Annotated in this window: 25 protein-coding genes and 2 pseudogenes; 17 read left to right on the plus strand and 10 right to left on the minus strand. The window is 58.1% G+C overall.

Going from position 1 to position 24,499, the window contains the following annotated elements:
• Both OVY01_RS11800 and OVY01_RS11805 read right to left on the minus strand, forming a co-directional pair.
• A pseudogene (locus OVY01_RS11800) lies at positions 1-236 on the minus strand (IS30 family transposase); the annotation flags it as partial.
• A gap of 14 nt (positions 237-250) precedes the next feature.
• On the minus strand, positions 251-781 hold the full coding sequence (locus OVY01_RS11805; RefSeq protein WP_267847764.1) for a helix-turn-helix domain-containing protein: 531 nt from the start codon (positions 779-781) through the stop codon (positions 251-253).
• Between the two features lie 298 nt (positions 782-1,079).
• Here OVY01_RS11805 and OVY01_RS11810 point away from each other — a divergent pair, with 298 nt between their 5' ends.
• From OVY01_RS11810 to mobF, 6 genes are all read left to right on the plus strand, one after another.
• Complete coding sequence (locus OVY01_RS11810; RefSeq protein ID WP_267847765.1) at positions 1,080-1,295, plus strand: hypothetical protein; 216 nt, start codon at positions 1,080-1,082, stop codon at positions 1,293-1,295.
• Positions 1,292-1,726 (plus strand): helix-turn-helix domain-containing protein, encoded by a 435-nt coding sequence (locus tag OVY01_RS11815; protein WP_267847766.1) that lies wholly within the window; start codon positions 1,292-1,294, stop codon positions 1,724-1,726. The genes OVY01_RS11810 and OVY01_RS11815 overlap by 4 nt, the downstream gene beginning before the upstream one ends.
• 1,165 nt (positions 1,727-2,891) lie before the next feature.
• A complete protein-coding gene (locus OVY01_RS11820) occupies positions 2,892-3,329 on the plus strand; it encodes a hypothetical protein (protein WP_267847767.1) in 438 nt (145 codons plus the stop codon).
• A gap of 16 nt (positions 3,330-3,345) precedes the next feature.
• Positions 3,346-3,780, plus strand: a complete 435-nt coding sequence (locus OVY01_RS11825) for a hypothetical protein (protein ID WP_267847768.1) — start codon at positions 3,346-3,348, stop codon at positions 3,778-3,780.
• Between the two features lie 64 nt (positions 3,781-3,844).
• Entirely contained in the window at positions 3,845-6,301 is a 2,457-nt protein-coding gene (locus tag OVY01_RS11830; protein WP_267847769.1) for a type IV secretory system conjugative DNA transfer family protein, read from the plus strand.
• A gap of 77 nt (positions 6,302-6,378) precedes the next feature.
• Positions 6,379-9,417, plus strand: coding sequence for a MobF family relaxase (gene mobF, locus OVY01_RS11835; RefSeq protein WP_267847770.1), 3,039 nt, complete (start codon positions 6,379-6,381; stop codon positions 9,415-9,417).
• 146 nt (positions 9,418-9,563) lie between these two features.
• On the opposite strand, the gene OVY01_RS11840 is transcribed toward mobF, so the two are convergent.
• Genes OVY01_RS11840 through parA form a run of 3 tightly spaced genes read right to left on the minus strand, consistent with a single transcriptional unit; the run spans position 9,564 to position 11,535 of the window.
• A complete protein-coding gene (locus tag OVY01_RS11840) occupies positions 9,564-10,337 on the minus strand; it encodes a hypothetical protein (protein WP_267847771.1) in 774 nt (257 codons plus the stop codon).
• A gap of 59 nt (positions 10,338-10,396) precedes the next feature.
• Entirely contained in the window at positions 10,397-10,849 is a 453-nt protein-coding gene (locus OVY01_RS11845; RefSeq protein ID WP_267847772.1) for a hypothetical protein, read from the minus strand.
• A gap of 11 nt (positions 10,850-10,860) precedes the next feature.
• A complete protein-coding gene (gene parA / locus OVY01_RS11850) occupies positions 10,861-11,535 on the minus strand; it encodes a ParA family partition ATPase (protein ID WP_267847773.1) in 675 nt (224 codons plus the stop codon).
• Positions 11,536-11,960: 425 nt separating this feature from the next.
• On the opposite strand from parA, the gene OVY01_RS11855 reads away from it, so the two are divergent.
• On the plus strand, positions 11,961-12,197 hold the full coding sequence (locus OVY01_RS11855) for a hypothetical protein (RefSeq protein WP_267847774.1): 237 nt from the start codon (positions 11,961-11,963) through the stop codon (positions 12,195-12,197).
• Between the two features lie 3 nt (positions 12,198-12,200).
• Here OVY01_RS11855 and OVY01_RS11860 read toward each other — a convergent pair whose 3' ends face one another.
• The gene (locus OVY01_RS11860) at positions 12,201-12,671 is read right to left on the minus strand and encodes a hypothetical protein (protein ID WP_267847775.1); all 471 of its coding nucleotides are present in this window, start codon (positions 12,669-12,671) and stop codon (positions 12,201-12,203) included.
• Positions 12,672-12,950: 279 nt separating this feature from the next.
• Between OVY01_RS11860 and OVY01_RS11865 the strand changes: the two genes are divergently transcribed.
• The 4 genes from OVY01_RS11865 (at position 12,951) to OVY01_RS11880 (ending at position 16,031) form a co-directional block, all read left to right on the plus strand.
• A complete protein-coding gene (locus tag OVY01_RS11865; RefSeq protein ID WP_267847776.1) occupies positions 12,951-14,135 on the plus strand; it encodes a hypothetical protein in 1,185 nt (394 codons plus the stop codon).
• Between the two features lie 30 nt (positions 14,136-14,165).
• On the plus strand, positions 14,166-14,759 hold the full coding sequence (locus OVY01_RS11870) for a hypothetical protein (protein WP_267847777.1): 594 nt from the start codon (positions 14,166-14,168) through the stop codon (positions 14,757-14,759).
• A gap of 317 nt (positions 14,760-15,076) precedes the next feature.
• On the plus strand, positions 15,077-15,409 hold the full coding sequence (locus OVY01_RS11875; protein WP_267847778.1) for a hypothetical protein: 333 nt from the start codon (positions 15,077-15,079) through the stop codon (positions 15,407-15,409).
• 10 nt (positions 15,410-15,419) lie between these two features.
• The gene (locus tag OVY01_RS11880; protein WP_267847779.1) at positions 15,420-16,031 is read left to right on the plus strand and encodes an LPD29 domain-containing protein; all 612 of its coding nucleotides are present in this window, start codon (positions 15,420-15,422) and stop codon (positions 16,029-16,031) included.
• On the opposite strand, the gene OVY01_RS11885 is transcribed toward OVY01_RS11880, so the two are convergent.
• A complete protein-coding gene (locus tag OVY01_RS11885) occupies positions 16,032-16,415 on the minus strand; it encodes a helix-turn-helix domain-containing protein (RefSeq protein WP_267847780.1) in 384 nt (127 codons plus the stop codon).
• A gap of 137 nt (positions 16,416-16,552) precedes the next feature.
• Between OVY01_RS11885 and OVY01_RS11890 the strand changes: the two genes are divergently transcribed.
• A complete protein-coding gene (locus tag OVY01_RS11890) occupies positions 16,553-17,266 on the plus strand; it encodes a hypothetical protein (RefSeq protein ID WP_267847781.1) in 714 nt (237 codons plus the stop codon).
• Positions 17,267-17,299: 33 nt separating this feature from the next.
• Complete coding sequence (locus OVY01_RS11895; RefSeq protein ID WP_267847782.1) at positions 17,300-17,749, plus strand: hypothetical protein; 450 nt, start codon at positions 17,300-17,302, stop codon at positions 17,747-17,749.
• 138 nt (positions 17,750-17,887) lie between these two features.
• On the opposite strand, the gene OVY01_RS11900 is transcribed toward OVY01_RS11895, so the two are convergent.
• Entirely contained in the window at positions 17,888-18,481 is a 594-nt protein-coding gene (locus OVY01_RS11900; RefSeq protein WP_267847783.1) for a GNAT family N-acetyltransferase, read from the minus strand.
• Positions 18,482-18,675: 194 nt separating this feature from the next.
• Here OVY01_RS11900 and OVY01_RS11905 point away from each other — a divergent pair, with 194 nt between their 5' ends.
• Positions 18,676-19,038 carry a uracil-DNA glycosylase family protein gene (locus OVY01_RS11905; protein ID WP_267847784.1) on the plus strand — a complete coding sequence of 121 codons (363 nt, stop codon included), beginning with the start codon at positions 18,676-18,678 and terminating at the stop codon, positions 19,036-19,038.
• A gap of 265 nt (positions 19,039-19,303) precedes the next feature.
• On the opposite strand, the pseudogene OVY01_RS11910 reads toward OVY01_RS11905, so the two are convergent.
• Both OVY01_RS11910 and OVY01_RS11920 read right to left on the minus strand, forming a co-directional pair.
• Positions 19,304-19,770: pseudogene (locus OVY01_RS11910) on the minus strand (SOS response-associated peptidase family protein).
• Between the two features lie 535 nt (positions 19,771-20,305).
• Positions 20,306-20,710: a YkgJ family cysteine cluster protein gene (locus tag OVY01_RS11920; protein ID WP_267847786.1), complete on the minus strand. Its 405-nt coding sequence runs from the start codon at positions 20,708-20,710 to the stop codon at positions 20,306-20,308.
• 148 nt (positions 20,711-20,858) lie between these two features.
• On the opposite strand from OVY01_RS11920, the gene OVY01_RS11925 reads away from it, so the two are divergent.
• From OVY01_RS11925 to OVY01_RS11935, 3 genes are all read left to right on the plus strand, one after another.
• Positions 20,859-21,185 carry an ankyrin repeat domain-containing protein gene (locus OVY01_RS11925; protein ID WP_267847787.1) on the plus strand — a complete coding sequence of 109 codons (327 nt, stop codon included), beginning with the start codon at positions 20,859-20,861 and terminating at the stop codon, positions 21,183-21,185.
• 659 nt (positions 21,186-21,844) lie between these two features.
• Complete coding sequence (locus OVY01_RS11930; RefSeq protein WP_267847788.1) at positions 21,845-23,884, plus strand: ATP-binding protein; 2,040 nt, start codon at positions 21,845-21,847, stop codon at positions 23,882-23,884.
• Positions 23,885-23,940: 56 nt separating this feature from the next.
• A complete protein-coding gene (locus tag OVY01_RS11935) occupies positions 23,941-24,465 on the plus strand; it encodes a hypothetical protein (protein ID WP_267847789.1) in 525 nt (174 codons plus the stop codon).
• Positions 24,466-24,499 lie beyond the last annotated feature (34 nt).

The raw sequence follows: 24,499 nt of genomic DNA on the forward strand, positions 1-24,499 counted from the left end.
AGCCCGGCTGAGACGCTGCGCGAGATCTCTTCACGTTCACTCAATGTCAATGCCCACGACGATCGCTTACGCGCAGCAGGGGTATATCCTCCGCATAGCCGGATCACGCCGTAAATTGATCCCGCTGGCTTGCCTAGCGCCCGTCCGATGCCGAGAAACGATTCACCTGCCCGCCACCGCCGCCACACTTCCGCCTTGCCTTCTATCGGCAAACCAGGCCGTCCCATTTGTGCCATTCGTCAACCCTCCCTTATTCGATATTAATAGGAAGGTGTTGCAACGACCCGTTGAACGTGCCATCCAATTTTTTTAGATATGCATTCTCCATCCGAAGCTGATTCAATTCGGCTATCAAGTCTTCTTTTGAACGAGCTACATCCGACTCCTGCGCACGTTCAGGCAGCACCAACGGTTTTTTCATCGCTTTCTTGCGTCTTTCGGTGATATATGGCTCCAACGCGCCGACGCCCCCTGCGTCGTAGGCGCGCTCCCAGTCACGAATGATATTAAACCGTCGAACATTAAACAACGCCGCAGCTTGGCGATCTGACAGTCGCTCCGCGCGCTTCCGCAACACCACCGCTAGCTTGAATTCAGCACTGTATCGCTGTCGCGGCTTGGTTTGTACTCCTGCGGCACCATGTTCGCGGTAGCCTGCCACCCATTGCCGCAGCGATGTGAAATCCACGCCGTGACGCAGCGCAACGGCTCTCATCCCGGCTGACCCTGAACAGTAATCGACCGCTACGGCCACCTTCTGCTCGTCTGTATATTTGCTCATTTCCCCCCCAAGGTATGTCCAACTTCTTGGGGTCAGTTCACTGATCGTGGACACGTATGCTCTTACACTTTCGAGCGCGATGCCAGATGGGATCACCGGCCGCTTACGCACGAGCCACGTTCCGCACGGTAAAGAAAACCATGTGTCGACCGTTCATCTTGCATGTCGACCGTTCGTCAGATGGTCGAAGAATATCTTGAAAAACTTCGGTTTAGATATTGCTTAGCGCGAGCGTTTTGCTAATCTGGGTACATCGGTGCTGCACGACGCGACACCAGAAACCAACCGGAGATTCACTATGAACGCCATCGCAAAACGCTTCAACAACGCTACGTTCTTCACCGTCGTTATGCTCATCGTGTTTTTGATCAACGCTGTATGTGGCTCGCGTTTCGTATGGTCCGCTGCGCAACACCACAACATACCCTTGGTCATGCTCGGCTTGCTCGGTGTTTCGTTTTTTGCTTCGACCGCTGGGTACATGACGCCGGAGTTGTTTGATAAATCGAAATGAGTCCAACAACAAGCGGTGACTTCTTCAAACGGGTCACCGATTCCACCAAGGGGGGAACAAGGATGTCGCGCGAACCAGAACCGATCGAAGGGTGCATAACGTTGCGGGAAGCGACGCACTACCTGGGGTATAAGAACGTCTCCACCACATGGAGACGGATCGAGGCTGGCCAGCTCAACGCGAAGTTGGTCAAGCAATGCTTCTACGTCACCATCGCGGAGCTTGACCGGTTTATCAACGAACGGTCTAACACGTCCACCGTGGGTCTTATCGAGGCAGCGCGTATCGTGGGCGTTGCTCACACCACGGTCGTACGGCGGGCAACGCAGGGGAAAATCCCTGCGACGAAAAACGAACAAGGCTTCTGGGTATTCAAGCGGAGCGATCTGAAACCCATGTCTGCAAAGAAGAGCAAGAGGGGAAAGGTGTGAGAGGTATGTGTACAGATATGCGGGGGTTCCCCCCGCACCCCCATGAGCTTGCCAATGTAGCGAGAGGTTTTCCGTTTGGCGTGACGGCTTTGCTCGACGAATCATCACCGGCGCCTCCGCTGTACAAAAATCGACAAGCATGTGTCCCCAAGTCGTAACTGCATTGCACCGGATCGTCCAAGTAACCGTCATCGTCACACCTTGATGCTCCACAACCAGCAACACCGCAGCGCCTCCCTCGCTTCAAACCACCCCGGCGTTCCGCCTCGGCACCCGGCACCATCGCACCACAACGCATCGCATGACATATGCATACCGGTAACAGGTCTCGCATCGACGCTGCGCTGTCGTTCCAGTTGAGCGTGATTTGCACACACCGAACACCCACGTCGAATGCAAGGCGCACAGCGTGACCATCCGAACGCTTCGCGCATTGATCCGATCGTCGCTTTGCACATCATGACAAATGCATACCGGTAACGGCAGGTGACGCCGACGCGTGGCGTACGTCACCGGCATGCACGGGTCTCTTCCAACTCCATGGTCGGACCGCGCGCAGCAAGCAAGGTGACGGCATGGACGGCGCGGAACGGTGAGGACGTTCTGCTTCGCTTCGTCCACAACAACGTGGGCATGACATGCGCGGTAACGCTTGGCGTTTCATTGCTCGCGCACGTCACAGAAACGTCAACGGCGCATGGCACACATCGACGTGGGTGGGGCGTTCCGTCGATGAGCAATGCTCCCTCTGTTCAAACGGTGAAGCGTTCGTCGAGACAGAGGGCGAGGCGGTGAAGCGGGTGAGGCTAGAGGTGATGTGCTTCGCACATGGGAGGGTGTCCGGGGGTTTTGCTTGTTCCTTTTTGTCGCTGACTGAAACGGCGAGGTCATCGCAGGAACGTCAAAAACCAACCCGAGTCACCACAGACCTGTCTCACCTTCGGTGGTTAAAAACGCCTCCGGTGAGACGGCGTCAAAGCACCATCCAGCAAGGCGCAGACGCTTTAAGCAAAGTCTAAGCCCCCATCCATTCCAAGCCATCCAGACCCACGTCGGGCCTGGCTCACAGTGCTTAAACATTTTCGCCGTACCCTCTTGCGTACCTCCCGAGACTTGCTATGTTGATCTGAGCAGCATTGCTCGCGTCACATTAACGGAGGAGACCATGCCAAAAAACAGAGAAGCACGTCGTAGCACGATCGGGCTGTCTGTGACACCGCAGGAGAAGGAACGCGTCGAGGACCGCTTTCGCGAAAGCAACGCGTCGAGCATGTCCGAATATTTGTACAACCTGGTGTTCGGCGTGTTCCATGGCGTGGATCAGATCGACGAGGAGCGGATCCGTTGGATAGCCGAAATGCGTATTCTGGGGCAACAGTTGCTCGTTGACGCGCAGGCCGATCGCCTTCCGTTTGAAACGAAGCTTGGAGCGTTCCAAACGGAACTCGAAAAGTTTCTTTTCAAACAGCAGGTCAACGAGGAGCGGTTGCAACGGCAAATCAGTGACGCGATCAAAGAGCGGTCCAGAATCGAGCAGGAAATGAACGACAAGCTCGAGACCCTGATCGGCATTGTCTACGAAGCCACGGGTAAGCCTGCCTAACACGATGGAGTACAGCATGAACCTCATGTTCTGGACGCAGCCGAAGGAAGACATCGATCCCCCAACGGATTACGAGAGCCCGTCGTTGATCGACTTGAAAGACGAGTTGCGAAACGAGTGGTACAGCGCGCCTGAGAAGCGAACGCACGAACTGCGCGTATTGCGTCGCTTGCTGCGTCACCCGCCGAACGCACGGCTGCGCTTGCAGGTTTTCGTGACCCTCGACGAGGAACATCGGCTTGTTCGAACCGATCGTGCACGGCTGGAGCGATCAAGAGCGTTTTTCAGGGCCTTGCCCGCCGAAATGTTCGAGCCGTGCCCTCGGCCGGCTTCATGGCGCCCACCGACGTTTCGCGAGCGCTTTATGGACACCTTGCCGTACATCCTTCTTTGGGGTGGCGGATTTCTGTTCTTCATGACCCTTGTCATTTACGTTAATCCCAACCCGTAAGCCATTGCCATACGCAACTGTTTCGCTACGTTGGCTTGAAAAACATGCATATAGAGAGGGGACCATGACCAAACCGATCCGCAACGCGCTGTTTTCAGTTCCGAAGGACCTCGACAGCGACGAGCCGTTTCGCCTCGTCGGTTCCGCTTTTGTCACAGGTGCTATCGTCGGGTCGATGGTCGCCGCGGGCGCGTTTGTCTTGGAATGGTTGGCCGCCGGACGGACGGGTTCCCTCGGTGGCGTGACGAGTAGCTTCGGTTTGGGCATGCATGCTCGGTACAGCATGGAAGTGTTGGCGAACGCGGTGATGCGCAAACGTCCGTTCGCGGATGACGTCGGGGCTTACAAGGCATGGCTCGCAACGCTGCCGTTCATGGTCGTGAAAGGCAAAGCCGTGCTTGCAGGGCTGTTCGGTATGGGCATCGCGGCACTCGTCGGACGGTCGATGTGGAGTCCAGTGAGCAACGTCAAGCACGTGAAGGGCACGCAACTGCACAGTGGACCGGACGCGTTGAAACGTGCCGATGCTGCCATCAAGAAGCTGAACAAGGGCAACGCGCCGTTCCTTCCCCTTCATCCTTCGTTGACGTGGTTGTCAGAACAGGTCTGGTCCCGGTCGTCGGTGGTCTTCGGTTCCGCCGGTGCTGGCAAGTCGGCGATTCTTGCCAATATTGTTTACCACTCGCAGGAAGCCAATCACCACATGGTGGTGCTCGACGTGAAAGGCACTCAGGCCTGGGTCCTGACCGAAATCAACCGTCGTCTCGGTCGTTCCTCAAAGAACGTCGCTGTCATCTCCCCATTTTGCGACTCGGATGCGGTGCCGGACATCGGTCGGGACTTGATCCGAGACGAGGACGCCACCGTCTTCGCCGCCGCCATGGTCCCAGAGTCCAAAGATCCGATGTGGTCCGCCGGCGCGCGTGCGGTCCTGCGCGTCGTCGTTCTGTCGCTCATTCACGAATACCGGGCCGCGAAGAAGAAGGCGAAAGAGGAAGGCTTGCCCAAGCCGGCCCCGTGGCACTGGGGCCACCTGGCCGCACGGGTGTCCGCCGCGATGAAAGACATCCACGCCTGGGCCGAAGCTACCGACCCCATGGTGGCTCAAATCATCAAAGATTACGAGCAAAGCGCGACGGTGCGCAGCTTTGAAATCACCATGCGGACGTTTGCCAGCGAGTCGATCGTCCCGTTGGGTAAAGCATGGGGCGACGATCCGCCTGGCGCGAAGCGCCGCCGGGTGAGTCTCCGGGCGTTCGTCGCCGGCATGGACGATCCAACAGCGACGACCCCGCGTCAACTGGTCCTGCGCAGCAATGAGGAATACGAGGCCTTAAGTCAGGGCTGGCTGCGGTACACGCTCGATTTTATTTCCAAATCGGCACTGGCGCTGCCGGACAACCCGAGCGATGGTAACGGGCGAAACCTTATTCTCTCACTCGATGAATTCCTGTCGTTGGGCAAATGGGAAAGCGTCTTGAAGACGTTGGAGAAAGGGCGTTCCAAAGGCGTCAAGTGCATCGCCATCGCCTTCCAAACCCAGAGCGCGCTGCTCTCGTTGTACGGCGAGCACGACGCCGCACGGATCGTGGGCAACACCGGAATCAAGGTCATCGGCCTCGCGGCTGATGCATCGATCGGGTCGGAGCTAGCGGAGCCCTACGGCAACCGCACGGTCAAGGTCACGAAGTACAGCACCGGCGGCAAGCCTAGCACGGAGGAGGTGCAAGAGCCGGTTATGCGTCCCGAGCTTCTGACGTCCACGGATCGGATGGGGCCGCAGAAGAAACAGGGTAGGACGCCCGCCGGTGTGAACGCTGTCGTACGGATCGGTGACGATTTGTACCACTTGACCTGGCCGTTCGCCGACCCTGAACTTGTGCCCCGTCCTCCTCGCAAGACGTACGAGCTTGCCCGGTGGATGACCGGCGATGCCTATACCAAACTCGTGGACTACGACCCAATGCGGACTCTGTCGGACCCGATCACCCAGGCAACGGAAGAAACCGTTTCAGCGGAAAGTTCCGGGTCGTCCGGTGGCATCGCGCTCACCAAGGACCAGCCGATCGAGAAGCCTTTCAAGATCGACTTTGCTGCCGAGCACGCCAAGCGGATGGCAGCCTCCTCGACCCGTACTGTAACGGTCGAAGAAACGATCGAGGTCGACGCGCAGAAAGATTCGCCGGAGTATGTCCAGGCCACTCGCGACGCCGTGGAACTGCAACGGGCCCAGGAGCAGCGCGGCGAATGGCAGGAACAAGGCGAGCCGAGCCAAGCCGCATCGCTCGTCGGTGAAGCCATGCTCGAGAGCGTCTTCGACAGTGCTCTGTCAGGTGCGTCCATGTTGTTCAAAGCCCTCGACCTTGCGGACGACATGCAGGCACCTTCGCGACATGTGGAGAATGCGATCGACAGCGTCGGCGAAATGCGCACGGTCACCGTCGAGCCCCCCAGGGTTCAGGAAACGGTCGTCACAAAGAAGCGAGTACCTGTGCTCGACGGTGAACGCACGAGGGTCTGAGGCTTGACGGAAACGTGCCTTGCTCTACGTTGAGGGGTGGCAAATGCCACCCTTTATTGCGAGGAGGAGACCCACAAATGATGACGCGAACGGTGATCAACAAAGGAGTTTTAGCTTATTTAGGTCAGATTGAGTACTACCGAGACGCAACAAGCGGAAAAGAATACGCGCCGACCCGTTGGCGCGGTGCGGGTGCCGAGGCCCTTGGGCTGAAAGGCGCGGTCGATTTCGACGATTTTGCAAACGCCATCGAAGGTCGAGGTCCTGATGGCAAGGCCCTTGTGCAGAACGCTGGCCGGGAGGGGCGGCGCATGGGGTGGGATTTGACGTTCAGTCAGGAAAAAACGCTGTCCATCCTCTTGGCCGACCCGACCACCTCGGCCGCGCTGAAAGACCAAATCGTGGAGGCCCATCGCAACGCGGTCGATAAGGCGTTGGCGCACCTGGAAAGCTTGCTCATTGTCCGGACGGGGAGCAAGGGCACCGACCGGCACAGCGATGTGGAGGCGGTCTTCATGCTGGTCGATCATTTTTCCTCGCGCGACCTCGATTGTCAGATTCACACCCACGCCGTCATGTCGAACATGGCCCTGTTCACCGACGCGAACGGCAAGCAGCAGTGGAACAGCATCGACGGGGCGACCATTGCAGAATACGAACATGCGATCGGGGCCATCTACCGTGCGGAGTCCGCTGCCGGCGCGCAACGCCTGGGGCTGACGGTCAACATGCACCGCGACTTGAACGCAAAGGGCCGGGAGACCGGCAAGGTGTTCTGGCGTGTTGGCGGGATCGATCAAACCACGTACGACATGTCTTCCAAGCGTACCCAGGAAATCGAAGCGTACATGCTCGCGCATCCGGGCGTGGATCGCCAAAGGGCGAACCTGGCCACGCGCAAAGATAAGGACGAGCCGACGTATGTCGAGCTGCAAGAGCAATGGGCGAAACAGCACACGGAGTTCCGCCAAGCCAACCCGCAGGCATACGGGTCGTGCACGCAGTTGTTGGGGCCGAACGTCACGTCGAACCTCGAGCAGGACGAGCACAAGCCGCGCACCGATGCGCAAATCCTGGAAGCCTGTACGGCGAATAATGTGTTCTTCAAACGCGCCGACCTCTTGAAGAACGTGGCGCAAGAGTACGTCGGACGGCTGGACGGGGACGGAGTCATAGCAAAGACCAACGAGATTCTGGAAACCCAATCGTTGACCCGGTACTTCGGCTTGGACAAGCACGGCCAGCACTTGTACTCGTCCATCGAGATGATGGAGCTGGAAGCTGGCATTGGGCGTGCCGCTCGTGCTCGCAAGGACGATCTGACCGTGCGCTTGACGCCTGAACAAGTCCAGGATGGGCTCGATGCGTACCATGCGAGCGCGAAGTTCCGCCTGTCCGATGAGCAAGAAGAAGGCGTTCGGTGGGTATGCGGCGACACAGGAGGCATTGCGGCGGTCACCGGATTCGCCGGGGCCGGCAAGACCAGCAGCTTTATGGCGACCAGGACCACGCTAGAGATGGCGGGCAAGCAAATGATTGGCGTCTCCACGTCGTGGAAGGCAGCCAAGAAACTCGAGGCCGAGACCGAGGTACAAAGCTACTCGTCGGCGTCGCTCCTGCGATGGCTCGACAACGGCAAGATCAAGTTGGGCCAGGACAGTGTGGTGGTGTTCGACGAGGCCGGCATGGCCGGGTCGCGCACGATCGCCAAACTTCAGAAGCACGTCGACAAAGCGGGGGCTAAGCTGGTGCTCATGGGCGATTGCTTACAACTGCAACCTGTGGAGAGCGGTGCGGGGTTTCGGCTTGCGATCGACGAGATTGGCGACACGAAGCTCACGGAGATCCGCCGGCAAAAGTCCGCGCAGATGCGGGATACCGCTGGCATGTTTTACGGTCTGAACGACGGCAACGTTCCGAACGGCGCAAAGATCGCCGACCGTCTGTTCAACGACGGGCATTTCCAGATCGCTGAAACGGAGAGCGAAGCCAAGAAGCAGCTGGTCAAGGCCTACCTCGACGACCCCAAGCCGGACACCGAGAAGCTGGTGCTGGCCGGCACCCGTTCGGAGGTCAACGATTTGAATCTGGCCATTCGGGCTGGGCGCAAAGCACATGGTGAGTTGGGCAAGGACCACATCGTTCGATTGATCGTCGACGACGAGTTCCGTGACCTGACTATTTCCGTCAACGATCTTCTGACGTTCACGGAGAAAAACGAAGACCTGGGCGTCGTTAACGGCTTTTCAGGCGTTGTCACCCGGCTCGAAAAGAACCAGGCCGGCATGGGGCACAGTGTCACTCTGAAACTCCAGAGCGATATCCCGGAGGTGAACGGGCGGGAAGTCCTCGTCGACACTGCGGAATGCAAAGACCTGAATCTTGGGTATGCGATGACAACCCACCGCAGCCAAGGGCAGGGAGTGGAATCTGTCTTTGCCTTGTTCGGCGAGGGCGGCGTCAAGATGCTGGACAACCAGTTGGGCCTGGTCAGCTTCACACGTTCCAAGACCACCTACACGGCGTTCGGCACCGAAGAAGTTCTTCTCGGTGAAGAGGACGAGCACGGTGTTCGGCACGGTGGTGTCAAGCAACGCCTGGGCTTCGTCAATCTGAAGGAAACGACGCTGGACCGGAAGGAGGTCGAGATCCGTCCGACGCTCTCGAAGACCACGACCTTCGAAGGTGCCAAGACGTTGAACGAGCGATTGGACGACGTACTACGCCGCGGCGTTTCTCGGTCCATAGAACAAGAGCAGCAGTCGATCGCTCGTCACGCGGCGGACATCGTTCGTATGGACCGCGAAGCCATCGCCGCGGCGGGTGAGCGTGACGCGCAAGCCATCGTGAAAGCCAGCGGCTTCGTTCGTGCAATGCCAGACCTCGTGGATGCACCCAAGACGTTCATGCGCCCGGCGGAGAAGACTCGCCGGTTGGAGCAGCAGCGACGCGAGACCACCGCACAGCTTCTCGCAGCGCAGAAGCGGGAAAGGGCTCAACGGGCGGAGACGAACCGGGTCCAACGGATGGAGAAGGAGCGGGCCGTCGCGTTGGAAAATGCGCGCAAGGCTGTGGTGGCCCAGCGCAAGGCACGAACGGTCGAGGTGCAGCGCTGATCTGTGTAAAGGCACACCGTTGAAGGTGGGCGGTGTGCCTTCACCCACCAAGGTACTCTGGGGCGCTGCCGCGCTCCCGTTCCCTTCGGGCCGAAGGCTACCTTGGGCGTGAGCCAAGAATGTGTCGGTTTGGCGCTTTTTAATTCTCAGGGAAGAAAATCGAGGTGAACAGATCCAGCGTCCTCAACATATCTCGCCGCGTTTTTATATGCCTCGCGAAGATCGTTCTGGCGCGGCAGCCATTTTATTAGACACTGCATCGTGGGCAAAAACACTGCTTGCCGTAGATTGTTGTGCGCTTGACGTGCATTTGGTACATAAGCATGTGCGTCTCGATTACGTATCGCCCCCCTCAGTAAATCGTAGGCAGCGAAAACCAGCAATCTGTCGCTCTCCAGTCTTTCAAGTGCATCAGGCGCCGCTCGTCCTCTAAGTATTTCGAAGACGGCTTCAATCGTGTCGATGAACACGTGTGCCGGTTCACTTTTTGGGGGCATGTGAAAGAAGTCGCCCATAGTTTTGTAGTTGCCGACCCAGACGTCGGGCTCTTCGTCTTTATAGTCTGCGGCCCACTGTTCGATGCCTGACTTTGTCAGGTTGGACGGATACGATCTGGCTTTTTTAGCTGTGCGGATAGGTCGGTTGAACGATAACATGAGCCCCTTGAGCAAGAACTCGGCTCCCGTGGAGAACATGTTCCATGCGCATGTTCGACCGAAAACTGGACCAAACCTTGCTCTCCAGAAGCCGTCGAAATGTTCGTCATTCATGCAGTCAAAGGTATTGGCGACATCGTTCCATGTGAGTACCCCCGATGTTTCTATCAGGGAGATTCCGGCAAGAACTTGGAGAAATCCATCCTCTTGGGCTGATCGCGTGAACTTGGGTTTCTTTTGTTTGGGTGGTGATTGTTTAGCCACTTTCGGGGTTCTCCGTTGGTTAGTAGCGCAGCAACTCGGAGATTATCATTCAGATCCTGCTAGCACGTTAACCCATCCAACATTGCCTCCCCCTTGACCATCCGCAGTATCAAATCCGTCCGCTTGACCAGCGCCCCGACCACGTCGGTCAGCGTGACACCGTCAGTCCCGGCCTTGGCCTTGTACGCCCGGTAAGCTTCCAGCGGTGGATCTAGTACCAGACGTTCGCACAGGGCCGATGGGTTCAAGATGTGCCGCACCTCCATCTTAATGGTGCCGTTCAGCCAGGCGTTCATGAGTCGCTCGACCATAACCGTCATCGGTACATTTGCCATCTGACACACGCGCTCAAACGCCTTCTTGTCTTCCACAATGAGCCGTGGCGCCAGGCGCTTGGTCTGCACACTTTTGTGCCGCGCTCGCACCTTCTTTTCGACCGGCGGTGCTTGAATAGCCTCCGCCTTGCGCTCAACCCCTTTCGCAACGCTTGGTTTCTTGAACGTCAACTTCACCGTCGTCGCCCTCACGCCGCAGCGACAAATACAGGGCGGGGCATAGCCACCGGGGCGAGTATGGCTTCTACCTCGGCAGCGATATCCAACATTTCCGCTCGGGCGGTCATGTCGGCCAGATCGAACACGGTACAACCGCTCGCCGCGGCTTCGGCGTAAGACTTGCGACGGGTCATGACTGTGTTCAAGACGGGTAAGCCGGTCTCGAGCAAAGCCTCCCGAACCGATCGGGCCAGGCGTGATCGGTGCGTGGCTTGGGTTATGACGAACACGGCCTTCAGCGCGCCACCGGTTATTGCGATGCGGGCATGGACCATTTCGACCAGCGCGCCCATGCTCCACATGTCCAATGCGGATGGGGTGACCGGAATCAAGACCAAATCGGCAAGGCGCACCGCGGCGATCGTCGCTTGGTTGCTCACCGGGATCCCTGCTGTATCTATATAGAGGTAATCGCGCGGTAGGGCGAGGGATGCCACAAACTTCTCGACTTGCGGCCGAACACACCCGACGACAGGGAAGTCCAGCCCGTTGCCGGCACCGTCCCATTCGCATGTGGACATTTGCACGTCCGTGTCGAGGAGCATGGCGTCGTCACCACGACGCTTTGCACATGCCGCCTGGTGGACCGTGAGGGTGGATTTGCTGACGCCGCCCTTGGGCGACACAACGGCGATGGTCTTCATGTACACCTCGTTTCTCGGAGTTGTTGGATGGCGTGCCAATCTCACCGTGAACATTTATATATGTGCAAAAGCACACCATAAATGCAATGTAACCGTACTTCCGAACGACCCGTCAACAAGATTCGAAAGTCTTTAGGTTCAAAGACTTATCAGCTTGCGCAGTACCAATCGATGTGCCAACGCTGTATATAAGCAACTTCACAGCAGCATTGTCATGGCTCGTCGCAGCATCACCGGCATTTTCGTTTTTGACCCAAACGCGGTCGACCTGAACGGCTGGACAACACCTCAATGGGATCGACGCGGCGTGGTCGGTCGGGATGCTGTTCTGCACACCTTCTTCTTGCAACTCGACGTCGCTAGCGAAGATCAACCAGTGTGGTGGTTCGGCCGTGGGCCGTTGGGCTTGCCCACACCTCAAGACAATGCAACTGGTGTTGCGTGCGATGTTCGGTCGGAACGGTGACGGCACCGCGCTCTCGTTCAAGCCGGGCGTGCTGACCGCTCTGAAAGCGGAGCGTGACGCATCCCTTGACGATTCGTTGCTGCCCGACATCCAGAAAGCCGACGCGCTCTTCGATACCGTTGAGGTGCCGCGCGTAACCGACGAGTGGTTCGAGCAGGCGGTGTGCCGAGGCACAGCGAGGAAAGCGGCGGCATAACCGTTATCGATTCGAGAGGAACCATCCAATGAGGGTCAAGGTTACGGCGGACATGCTATGCCCTTGCAAAGCCGTTTGAGCTTTGAACTTGAGATAAATCGTCTCAGGTAAGTTCACGCCCATTTTTGGTAAGGGTCCCTCGTACATCCGTTTTGGGTCGCGCAACGCCGACGGACCAACCGGGACCTTGATTTCGCCAGCGAACCACCGGTTTATGAGGTCGCGCACGACGCTGGCGGCTGTACCGTGGCTGTTCGTGCCTTTGGCCACGGCGATGAATCGCTGCTTCATCTGCGGCTCGATGAAAATGTTGAGCCGCATTTCCGCGATTCTCGAGCTTTCTCTGAGAGGGCGACCACGCGAACGTTTTGCGGATGCGGGTGGATTTGCTTCGTCCGGTTTGACCGTGGTCTTCGGTGTAATCTTTTTGGTTGGCGTTTTCTTACCCCTCGCGCCCTTCGATTTTGGTGTCACCGGACTCCACCTCCGACCGTAAAACGTCGATCTTCTCAAGACTTCAACGATGCGTAAAGCTATTTTAAATGTGCCAAGACCCATGAGTATTGATGTTCAGTGGGCCTAGACACACTCAGGTTATGACATGCGCTCAGCCACCGTCGTTTTTTCCTCAAAATGCAACTCCATATGCAACTCTAAATGCAATAAAATTAAAAAATTGACGTATTATGTTGCAAAAATAGAGCTGCCCGGGGAATTAAGTAAGGCAGCGTTAAGGTCCAGAACGCTAAAAACATGAAAACGAAAAAGCTTGGTCTTTTAACAATACCCATTGTCCTTGCAGCGTGTGGAGGAGGGGGCGGCGGCGGCGGGTCTTCTACGACTGCCTCGACAGGAAGCGGCGACAGCACGTCGTCGAGCAGTAGTTCGGGCGCTACCACCGGACTGACCGGTGCCCAACTGCTTGCTGCTTACACCGTGCCGACCAGCATCACTGCTGATAAACAAACGAACTACGCCACGGCTTTTTCAAACAACGACACGGGCGTGATCGCGCGATGCTCGGTGGCAGCGAACACGAGCACGACGGTGTACGTGACTCCCAACGCGGTCGTGTATGCGACGACAGCAGTTTCGGACAAAGCGCAAGCCCTTGCTGCGGACCTGACCGAGCAAAGCATCGCTGACGTGAAGTCGTATTTCTCGCAAAGTACCACCACCGTTGGTTTTACTGGCACGCGAATCAACGTCTGTGTGGACGACCAGCTTGGGACGTCCACGGCTATGGGGACAGGCGGGGAATCAGGCGAAGGCTCGACCGGAGTATTGACATTGATGAGCATCGACAGTCCAAACTTTTCGACTCGATACCCCAACGCGACCAGCATTTACGGAACGCTCTCCTACGTTCAACTTTTTCAACACGAGCTTGTCCACGTGTTTGTCGATTCGAGGCTATACCCATTTGCTGGGGGATTCGAGCGATGGTTCAACGAGGGCGTGGCCCAGATGGTCGTGGGCAATGCCCTCCCAGCGAAGGCGACGGTGTTGAGCGAACTGGACAGCGCTGATTTGATCACCGCGAGTTCTTCGGTCTCCAGTACCAACTTCAACGTCTATGATGCCTACCAGGCGCTTACCCAATATGTGACCAACGAAGGCACCGTCCCGAACGGTGTCGGGTCAATACTGACCTTGATCAACACGCTCAAAACGGACGCCATTGCCGCGTGCAAGTCGTCCAGCTTGGGCCTCGTGCCGTCTGCCGCGCAGTTGGTCGACATGCCGACGGGATACTACAACTCATGTTACGTGGGGGCGGGGGGGACGGACGCTAGGGTGACTGCGAGCTTCGACAGTGCTTGGAATGTGGTCATGAAAGATGGAGACGGCACCACGCCGCTTCTCCTGCACACGGCCGATGGAGCGAACAGCCTTGAGGCAACGGCCCACAATCGCCTCGCCGTGTACTTGCAATAACCACTTGCAGCATTGAACGGAACACTAAAAATGAACATGAAACAAAGCATTGGCATGACTGTCCTGGCGATCGTTGCGGCCTCGATGCTTGCCGCGTGCGGGGACGGTCTCAGCAAGAGCAAGCTCAAGGACAGCCTGGTCGCGGCTCAAAAAGCACACCCCGAAGAAGCATGTCTGAGTCTGCAAACCACCGGGCCAGTGAGCTTCCCCATCCAAGTTCCGATGAACGCCGGAGCAGGGCTCAACAAAACGCAACTTGGCGTCATTGATGGCTTGAATCGGAGCGGGCTTGTCACGGCCAAAATGGGGCCGCTGACGTCCGGCGGTTTCACACTTCCCGGGTTCGCTTTGACCATCGACCTTACGGCAGAGGGCCGATCCAAACACGTTTACGACGAGAAAAAGGGCTTCTGCGTCGGTAGCCGCACGATCGTCGACGTGACGAACTACGTCGAACCAGCGAAAGGCGAGAACACGACCGAGGTCAACTACACATGGCAGTGGGACGATCTGCCGTCGTACGTCGACCGTTCGAAGTTCCCCACGTTGCCCGGCATGACCAAGCCGATGGACGACAAGGTCGTAGCACAGAAAACGGCGAACGGCTGGCAAATCTCCTGGTAAGAAAAAAGCGATGTGCCTTTGCACACTGTAAAAACACCCTTGAACCTGGCACCCGCGCAAGCCGGGTCGCCGTCGATGTGACGAGGCACCTGGCGATGCGTTCCACCCCTTTCCTTGTTGTGCCCCCTGGTCCGCCGTTCTTCGACGCCTAGCACTTTGTCCGCCCCATTGATCAACGGCTCGCGGTGCTCCGATTCGACACCCGGTCCCCGTGCGGGGCTGCGGCTTTGTATCGGTCCATTGACCCCTGTTTCGACGTGCTCTTTTGGCGCCACGGCGGCTCCAGAAAGCACAACTTAACGGAAAGGGGAAGGACCATGAACAGCATCGATCACGTCATATCGAACCACACAAACGTCAACAGCGCGACTGTTCCCTTCGCCTCCCCACGGCCCACCAAAAAGCATCTGGTGCAAATCGCAAAGCATGTCCTGGCACGTCATGGCATTCACAGCCCAGCGTTTATCACGGATGAGGCCCTAGACCTGGTGGACATTGACGACGCGTTGGCATGGTTCAACGGATCGCTCGAATCAGTCTTAGTTGGTGAGATGCGGGACATCGATCACGGGTTGCAAGCGTTGTTCGGGTTCAATGGGGGCAAGCCAAACGGCATGTGCTTCCACGTGCTTATCAGTGTGAAGCAATAAGGAGCGGGTGATGAAATACCTCTCCTGTGCCGAGACCGCAAAACTCGTTCGCCAAGCATTGAAGGAGGCTTTTCCACGTGTGAACTTCAGCGTGAGGAGCAAAAGATACAGTGGTGGCGCGTCCATTTCCGTTCGGTGGACAGACGGCCCGAACGATGCACAGGTGTCTGCGATTACCAGCGGTTTCGCAGGAGCGTACTTTGATGGCTCAATCGACTATCAGGGCAGTGTATACCACATGCTCCAAGGGAAGCAGGTCAGTTTCGGCGCTGACTTTATTTTTACAACCCGTGACGATTCAGAAGCTGCAGTGGAGCGAGCGATCGGCCACGTCTACCGAAAGTTCGAAGGTAACTTCGGAAATAGTTGTGTGCCTAGGCCCACCGTAAAGGCATACGTCATGGGCGAACTGTGGAGTGTCCGTTTGCCGGGCTTGCACGATTGGAATGGGCAGAATCTTCAAACGGAAATCGGCGCGGTGATAGCCAAGCACACGTTCACACCGAAGGTTGGCAAGAGCGCCACGGCCCTGAGCGTCTTTGTGACGCACGACGACGGGTACAGCAAGACCAGTGGCTCGGGCATGTCAGCGGTCAACGTTGATTCAGGAGACGACGAATGATCAGTCGTCGCCAGGCGGGGGCGCTGTCTTCACGAGGCGAACAAGGTCCATCGCCCCACGCAACACAAACGACACCTGGTCGGGGCGAAGCGTCTTCATGGCGTCTACCAGTGGCTGCATTGCATCAAGACGGTGTTCGTTGGCAATCGGAGTACCTCGGAACAGGTCCAAGAAGGTTAAGTCAAGCGCCGTGCAGAACTCGGACAGGCGTTGCAAGCTGGTGCTGGAGAAACCACTTTCTATGCGGGAGACGGTCTCTTTCGACACGTCTAGCCGTTCGCCAAGTTCGGTTTGAGACCAACCTTTCTGTTTGCGAGCGAAGGCAAGCCGTTTGCCGACCGCGACGTTTGTTTCGTTCTCGCGAATCTTTTGGGCTCGATCCACCTGATGCCTCCACTTTTTTGCAACACGAAGTGTTGCATTTACCGTAATCGATGCAAATGACGCAAAATGCAACGTTCAACATTTAGTGTTGCAGTTCGAGGCGATTAAGCTCTTTTTCTGAAAATAAAATCATGACCATGGCAATGAAGACGACGAAACAATGGGGTGTTGGTGCGCTGATGCTGGCCGGACTGTTGTCCGGATGCGCTACGCAGGACGGATCTGGCGGTATCGCGGGTGTGCTCACGAACACCGATGCGAAGATCAAGAGCGGTATTGACCAGCTATCGCACAGGATTTCCAGGTCGACGGATTACGGTTCCAGCTGGTACGTACCTGTAAGTGGCGGAACCGAAATAAAAAATATTTTTGACGACGGCATGGTCAGAGGTATGCGCACGACCAAGCAATGGCCAAGGGTCGCTCTGGAGGTCAACGACTGGGGCGAGCAGCAACATTGCTGGACGTACACCGCAACGATTTGGGCTAACGCGAAAACGAACCACGTTGAACGATTCCGGCTTTGTGACGACCAGCCTATTACGAACCACAACGACGTGACGGGGGATACCAACACAGGTGCCAACGCAACGGCACTGGTGGCGACCGGCATATCGACAGACATGCTCATGGCGTACGTCTTGCCCGGAGTACCGAACACAGGAAAGGATCGGACCACCGGCCCCTTGCCGCCCTCGTCGCAGTTCGGCGCCGCCGCTTTCAGCGACATGCGCATGACCGCGAAATGGGGCCTGCAGTTGGACATGCTGGGATTCTTGACGAAGTACAAGGCGAACACCGATCCGCGGTTCTGGATCGTGCGATTCGACCAAGCCGGCAAGCGTTCTTAAAGCACAAGATTAACGACGATCAAGGAAAAACACATGGCACGCGTTGAAGGAAAGGTTACGGACATCGGCACGTCAGATCCGGCGGGGGCACCTTCGTATCGATGTTATAAAGTTTTGACGATCGGAGGCGAAACGTTGCAGGGCCTTCACGTACACCAAAAAATGGAGCGCGCTCTCCACCAAAGCGGCGACGTCGCGGTCGGTTATTCCTGGTTTCTCTGGCATTTGACCGCGTTCGCTGTGGCGACGCCCGACGGCAAAGTCATCCGGGCGGGCGGGTTTCGAGCCTTCTGGTGCATGCTTATGGCGTTCATACTTGCCATTGTATTTCTCGCAACGTGCCTGCAAGGTGCGCCGACCGTCGCTGTCGTTGGCGCTGGTTTTAGCGGACTTATCTTCGTTCAATGCCTCGTTTGCTTCATCACGGCCGTCTCGTTTGCACCCTACAAGGGGCAGGCGAAGAAGGAAGTTCTGAAAAGCTGACGATCAAGCTTTGCGCAAGGAAAAAAGCCCGGCATGTCGCTGGGCTTTTTTCCTTGAGATGTGCGGCATGCAACGGTGAGTGTTGTGCTTTGTGTGGACTGCCTGTGCCTTTGCATACGGTGCAGCGACGCCTATCCTTCATTCGCTCGGCTTCTGAAACAACGCCCAAGCACCGCTTGCAGGGTCGGTACCAAACTGCACAAAACCGACGGACACATAAAAAGCGCATAGGGAATCGTTGGCGACGGCGCAGTCCAGGCGCACGAATGACCGGTGTAACCCGCGCGCCCTTGAGGCGCACCAATCCAGCATGTAGATGCCAAGACCCTGGCCGTTATGCCCAGTGGCCACGCTCAGGCCGTGTACAAAAATAGCCTGTTGCTGGTCAGCTGGCCAATGTTCGTCGCGAAGGCTCGTGGAAAACGATGCGATCAAATCACCGGCGCGCTCGACGACGTACACCTCCTTTTCTTCGACGTTGTTCCGCACCCACCGCTCCGAGAAACCGTCGCCAGGTTTGCCCCAAGCGTGATCACCGTACGAGATCTTTTTCTGGTGCGCGTCGTTCCTGAGGCGGGTCAGGGCTGGCACATCGGCAGCGGTGGCACGTCGGACATGCTTTTCGTTCACGGATCGACCTGCTTGTTGAGTCATTTGCTGTGATTTTCCCATGTCGAAGCCCGACACAATGTGAAAAGGGACAGCAGTTTCCCATGCGGTGCTTTCCTCCAACCTAAATGCCTATGCTCACGGGCGAGCCGACGGCGGTGCCGTAGGGCGGCGGCCAGGCGTTACGCTCGTGGATTGTGGTGGCAACCGTGTTCATTGATATTTGTTAGGCTGTGCGCTTCGCACAGGGCAAACCAACTTGGCAAAGGGCTGCATCGTCTCTTTATCGGTCCGCCAAACCTTTTTTAAAATCTGAGATGGCCATGGTGCTTGAAGATGCTCCTCGAACCCTGCACTTCCTCGAGGCCGTCGCTCTTCGACGGGCGATGCTCGCAGAACCGCACATCGCTCCGCTCGTGGCGTACGTGGCAGACCTGCGCGTGCGGGACCCCGACTGGGAGTTCCAGGAATTTGACCCGCTTGACGGCGGGTGCGGGGCGTACATACTGTTCCTGCTCGAAAAGCCTGGACCGATGACGTCCCCGACGGACAAGAAGCAAGGCTCTGGGTTTATCTCTCGGAATAACGATGATCCAACTGCGGAGAATCTGTTCAACTTCATGGTCACGGCTGGGGTTGAGCGCAAGCGGACCGTTCTGTGGAATGTGATTCCGGGCTGAAACGCGACGATTAAGTACAACGCGGCGGAGATCCGGCGCGGCGTCGAAGAGCTGAACAACCTGCTTCCACTGTTACCCAATCTGCGAACAGTGGTGCTGATCGGGAAGGCCGCGCAGCGGGCGTACCGACTGTTGCAGGTCGTTCACCTCGACCTGCGAATGTACACATCGGCGCATCCAAGCGCTCGATGCCGCCACTTCAACCCTGCCCAGTGGTGTGCCATACCAGGGCAATGGGAAAGGGCAGGCCAGACGGGCAGCGAGGTTATTCATGTGGCTCGTTGAACCTTGCCTCGTTGTTCCCGACCTTGTTCACGTCCGTGCTGACCCTAAACCACGTGAAGGCGTCCGACCTGGTGACAGCGTTGTTCGCCAAATGCGACGCGCGTTCGAAATCAATCGAGGGGTCGAGCCATTCTTGAGCTTCATCCGCTCGAAAAGCGAGGGGCCGCCGGTCATGTACATCGACCATCCCGCCGGACGATGCGTCGGTGACGATCACGAAGCCGTCGTACGTTCCTTCGGGCAGAGGGTGATCCGAATTAAGCCTGACGTTAGATAACCCTGCAAAGAAGAGGGGTTTTCCATCCTTGGGGACGATGAAGAACGGCTTTTTCTTGCCGCCTCAGTGATCCACTCGTACCACCCTTCGCAAGGAACGATGACGCGGTGCGATTTCCATAGACCCTTCCACGTTGATGTGCCGGCTTTGTCGAGCCGAGCGTTGATCATCGACGGGATTTTTCAAGCAACTGCCCAGGATGGCCGGAAGCCCCACGCGTCAAGACGAGGGCCGTCCGGGCCGATGGTGGGTTGCTTCGTGCTTGACACAACGTTGTAACTTGGTCGGAAGAGGTCCGGCTCGCTCTACCGCGGATCGTAGCCACCCATCAAGGGTTCGACGTAATCAAGGCCGTTCCGCGCTTGTGAAAATCGTCCGCACATGTCATGGGCTCCTTGCGTCTGGTTGGCATCACATCACCATTCTTGCACGCTAGTTACCGCCAAGTGCCCGCATCAAAAAGTATGCTCTGTGTATTCTTATCGTTTTTATAACATTGAAATACTGAAGAAAATCCTTATAAAACAGAGAAAAGAAAGATTGTACTATGATATTGCTGCATCATCGGGGTGTGCTTCGCGAGATCCACGGCGGGCGTGGGGGGCGTCAGATTTTCACTTTTCATTCAATCATTCGAGTGCGCCATCGCGCAGGGTGCTTCGGAAAGCCACCATTCTAGGGGATTCGCGCGGCGCGGCGCGTCGTTTAGTATTCCGGGGGCTGCCAGGGCAAGGGCGGCTTCCCGATCATCGGCCGCAGCCGCTGGCACGCGGGATTGGGCGAGCCGTCCGCCATCCATACCGGAAACTCGCGGCAGGGCGTGGGCCGGTTTGCATAGATCGAACACCCGGTGCCCAGGCCGACCACGCCGGTCAATGCCACGCAGGGCGCGCCACCGGTCTCGGTGCCCTTCATGCAGGCCATGACCGGATTGATCGGAACGATCAGATGGTCCGGGACGAAGCCGCCGGGATGCGCGTCGGACTCCCCCCCATAGAACGACACGCGAAAATGCTGGCAGCAGGCGCCGCAATCCAGGCACGGGTTGCGCGCCGGGTCGTCGGGCATGTCGATGAAAACGCGGCCGTCGTCGGCGAGGTGTCGTTCCATGACGCGAGTGTCGTGTATGTTGTTCGTCGCGGCGGGATGCGTCGCGCGCAAGTCCTATATTCTAGGGGAATCTTCACGCCGCATCGTCGGGCGCGCGCAGGGGCGGATCGGCGCGGTGGACCGATATCGATAAAGGAATGGGCAAGGAATGCGGTGGACCAACGACGTAAGCACGGTGTCGACGGCGATGGCCGAGGCGATCGAACGCGGCGACAGCCACGAAGTGGGGGATCTGCTCGCCCGTGGCGCGCCGGTACGCGCGCGAGGACCGGGCGGCATGACGTTTCTGCATCTGGCGGCACGGGCGGGCGCGGTGCCGATCATCACGCTGCTGGTCGACTACGACGCGCAGGTGAACGCCGTGGACGAGGCAGGGCGCACGCCGCTGGCCTTGGCGCAGGAGCAGGGGCAAGCGGGTGCGGTGCGCGAACTGCTGAAACATGGCGCGAGCAAGCGTCCCGATGCGGTGCCCTGAAACCCGCCTGCCGCCGGGTAAGACGACGTGTCCGGCCGTTTGCGCGCCCGACGATACGGGGCGAGAAAGTCCTCGCCGGCGACAGCGGTGCTGATGAAATACTTGCGCGAAGAACTTGGGTTCATTGCGCCGATGGCGACGGGCGGCGACCCGTATCGACCGCAGAAACCCGCGAACGCGCATGGTACCGCCGCAAAATGAACGAAGTGGATGGCATCACTGGGTGTCGGGCATACGGCCGTGCCGTCCTGAGGTCGAATTCGGCGGATCGCGTTTCTTTCAAAAAAAGGTAATAATTGCCTGAATGGGTAAGGGCGGATAGCATTATCGCTCTTGTAACAGCGTTGCCGCGCATGTTTCCTTGCATGGACTGTCGTGTTGAATTGTGTTGGATTGGTGTCGAAGAGCCCGAAATATGCCATTTTCAGGTGTCATTCGTGTGCATATCTGAGAGAATTCCTTGGGTCGATATCGGATCGGTAATTTGTGCCGTTTCATGCGGCGAGGATGCCGTGACGCCATGTGCAGTTTCGCGGACGGCGGGGGGCGCGCGTCATGGAGAACGTCTTTGCCGGCATTCGTCGGCCTGCGCCCGTGCCAGGACATCGTCCGCTTCGCGTTCACGGTAACCGACGACCCCATATCGGCATGCGTATGTCATGCCGCCGGCGTGGCTTCAACAGGAACAGGCAGTGCGTTTTAATCTTTCGTCGGTTTCGGCATTTCGTGGTCGGGATTTCCCGACGGATTTTCCGCCGGCGGCGCGATATCTGATCGCGGGTCTGATGATTTGCATTCCTACGGTTTTCCGGTTGTACGTGGAAATGAAAGGTCTGCCCTACCTGTTCTTCGTGCCGGTTTTGATGCTGAACGGGTTTTGGCTGGGCGTCGGACCGGCGGTGTTCTCGACCCTGCTCGCCATGCTATCCGCCGAGTATTTTTTCGTCGGTACGGCCTTCGCCTTCGATCGCAACCTGAACGAGTGGCTGGACAATTTCAGTTTTGCCATCGTCAGCGGCGCCATGGCGATCGTCTGCGCGCGATTCCGGCGTACGCTGGGCCTGCTGCGCGACGCGAACCGACGTCTTGAAAAGGAAGTCGATGCCCGCATTCAGGAGCGGGATCAGATATGGCACCATTCGCCGGACATGATCTGCACCTTCTCCCACGAAGGGCGTCTGCTTTCGGTCAATCCCGCCTGGCAGCACATACTGGGCTGGACGCCTGGGCAGCTCACCGGCACGCCGCTGGACGCCTTCCTGCATCCGGATGATGTGGCCGCGTGGCACGATTCGATTCGGCATCCGCGTTCTTTTCTGACCGTGGAAAACCGGTTCCGCAGCGAAACGCAAGACTACAGATGGCTGTCTTGGCATGTCGCGCATCAGGACGGCATCTATTTTGGGACAGTTCGGGATGTAACCGAATTCAAGACGCAGCAATCGGCGCTCGACAAGTCCCAGGAGCAGCTCCGGCAGAGTCAGAAGATGGAGGCGATAGGGCAGCTGACCGGAGGCATCGCCCACGATTTCAATAATTTGCTGGCCGGCATCATGGGCAGTCACGACTTGATGTCGCTGCGCATCCGGCAAGGGCGCTTCGACGAACTCGAGCGCTATATGGCGATGTCCCGGGGCGCGACGGAGCGCGCCGCCGCGCTCACGCATCGCTTGCTGGCGTATGGGCGGCGGCAGCCCCTGAGCGCGCGCGCCGTCGATGCGAACCAGCTGATCGACGGCATGCGGGAACTGGTCGTGCGCGCGTTGGGCCCCCAAATCTCGCTCGATATGCTGCTCGCGACCGAATTATGGGCAGCATGGTGCGATCCGCATCAGTTGGACAATGCGGTGCTGAATCTGGCGATCAACAGTCGGGATGCGATGCCCAGGGGCGGGCGGCTTTTCATCGAAACAACGAATACCCGCTTCGACGAATCCAGCGCGGGGGCGGCGCAGATCGCGGCCGGCGAATACGTGTGCATTTCCGTCACCGATACCGGAGAAGGCATGCCGGCCGATGTGCTGGAACGTGCGTTCGATCCGTTTTTCACGACCAAACCCGTGGGCACCGGCACGGGTCTGGGTCTTTCGATGATCCAGGGGTTCGTCAAGCAATCGAACGGTCATATCCGAATCCACTCGCATGTCGGGCGCGGCACCACCGTGCGGCTCTTTCTGCCCCGGCATGCGGCGCTGCCGGACATGCCGCAACCCATCGAACCGGTCGTGTCGCCGTTGCGACGCGCGGCGGACGCGACGGTCATGATCGTCGACGACGAGTCCAGCGTACGGGCGGTTCTGGTGGAATGTTTGAGCGATGCCGGCTATCGCACTCTGGAAGCCGGCGACGGGCCGGCCGCATTGACGGCGCTCGACGCGGCTGGCTCGGTGGACTTGCTGATCACCGATGTCGGCTTGCCCAACGGCATGAACGGATGGGAACTTGCCGAGGCGGCACGGCGCACCCGGCCTGATCTGCGTGTCCTGTTCATCACTGGGTACGCCGGCGATGCCGTTTTACGGGATCGGGATGAAACCGAGAAAACGCAACTGCTTACGAAACCCTTTACCCTCGAGACGTTGCGGCAGCGGACCACGGAAATGATGCGACGCTCATGGAGCGGGCAGGGCGCGGACGCCGGCCCGGTGGCACGGCAGGCCATGCAATCCGCTCGCCGGGATGTGGCCACGGCACCGTAATCGGGTCGATCGATGCCGTGCCCGTTTCGCCGGACGTGCATTGTCTGGAACGTCGCTTGCTGGAAGAGGGATCGGTTGCGATCGTAGCCGAACCCATTTTCCAGACCGCGCCATGGTCCGGCGAGTTCGCAGCGCGGACCGGATTCGACGATCCACTTCGTTTCATAGGGGAAAACATGCCTACCGTCCTGGTTGCAGATTTCGACAACACCACGAAAGCGCGCGATGCCATACGACGTCTCGTTCAAGCGGGTATTCCGGACAGCCACATCGATACCTACCCAAGCGTGAAAACACCGCCGGTCGTCATGCCGGGGGAGAGGGAAAGGGTGAAGGGGGCCGAGACCGAGATGTCCTCCAATGGGCCCCTGGGCCATCTGCAAAGCCTGCTGGCCAAGCTTTTCGGCGTCGAGAAGTCCGCGCCCCAGACGCCCAGCACATCCGAACCCACGCGCGAGCCCTTCGCGCATGAATCCGTTTACATGGCGATCGGCCTGGAGGGGTTGTCTGCCGGCGCCGAGACGGTGCGAACGCTGCTTTCGGAAGCAGGCGCGGTGCGGGTCGATGAACATTCCACGTGATCGCGCCGTTCGTCCTTTCTCGACATTTAACGTA

Source organism: Robbsia betulipollinis, from assembly GCF_026624755.1.
Lineage (GTDB): Bacteria > Pseudomonadota > Gammaproteobacteria > Burkholderiales > Burkholderiaceae > Robbsia > Robbsia betulipollinis.

Coding starts and splice junctions, on each gene's coding strand:
- OVY01_RS11805 (WP_267847764.1), bottom strand. CDS start 781: ATGAGCAAATATACAGACGAGCAGAAGGTGGCCGTAGCGGTCGATTAC.
- OVY01_RS11810 (WP_267847765.1), top strand. CDS start 1,080: ATGAACGCCATCGCAAAACGCTTCAACAACGCTACGTTCTTCACCGTC.
- OVY01_RS11815 (WP_267847766.1), top strand. CDS start 1,292: ATGAGTCCAACAACAAGCGGTGACTTCTTCAAACGGGTCACCGATTCC.
- OVY01_RS11820 (WP_267847767.1), top strand. CDS start 2,892: ATGCCAAAAAACAGAGAAGCACGTCGTAGCACGATCGGGCTGTCTGTG.
- OVY01_RS11825 (WP_267847768.1), top strand. CDS start 3,346: ATGAACCTCATGTTCTGGACGCAGCCGAAGGAAGACATCGATCCCCCA.
- OVY01_RS11830 (WP_267847769.1), top strand. CDS start 3,845: ATGACCAAACCGATCCGCAACGCGCTGTTTTCAGTTCCGAAGGACCTC.
- mobF (WP_267847770.1), top strand. CDS start 6,379: ATGATGACGCGAACGGTGATCAACAAAGGAGTTTTAGCTTATTTAGGT.
- parA (WP_267847773.1), bottom strand. CDS start 11,535: ATGAAGACCATCGCCGTTGTGTCGCCCAAGGGCGGCGTCAGCAAATCC.
- OVY01_RS11855 (WP_267847774.1), top strand. CDS start 11,961: ATGCAACTGGTGTTGCGTGCGATGTTCGGTCGGAACGGTGACGGCACC.
- OVY01_RS11865 (WP_267847776.1), top strand. CDS start 12,951: ATGAAAACGAAAAAGCTTGGTCTTTTAACAATACCCATTGTCCTTGCA.
- OVY01_RS11870 (WP_267847777.1), top strand. CDS start 14,166: ATGAACATGAAACAAAGCATTGGCATGACTGTCCTGGCGATCGTTGCG.
- OVY01_RS11875 (WP_267847778.1), top strand. CDS start 15,077: ATGAACAGCATCGATCACGTCATATCGAACCACACAAACGTCAACAGC.
- OVY01_RS11880 (WP_267847779.1), top strand. CDS start 15,420: ATGAAATACCTCTCCTGTGCCGAGACCGCAAAACTCGTTCGCCAAGCA.
- OVY01_RS11890 (WP_267847781.1), top strand. CDS start 16,553: ATGGCAATGAAGACGACGAAACAATGGGGTGTTGGTGCGCTGATGCTG.
- OVY01_RS11895 (WP_267847782.1), top strand. CDS start 17,300: ATGGCACGCGTTGAAGGAAAGGTTACGGACATCGGCACGTCAGATCCG.
- OVY01_RS11905 (WP_267847784.1), top strand. CDS start 18,676: ATGGCCATGGTGCTTGAAGATGCTCCTCGAACCCTGCACTTCCTCGAG.
- OVY01_RS11920 (WP_267847786.1), bottom strand. CDS start 20,710: ATGGAACGACACCTCGCCGACGACGGCCGCGTTTTCATCGACATGCCC.
- OVY01_RS11925 (WP_267847787.1), top strand. CDS start 20,859: ATGCGGTGGACCAACGACGTAAGCACGGTGTCGACGGCGATGGCCGAG.
- OVY01_RS11930 (WP_267847788.1), top strand. CDS start 21,845: ATGCCGCCGGCGTGGCTTCAACAGGAACAGGCAGTGCGTTTTAATCTT.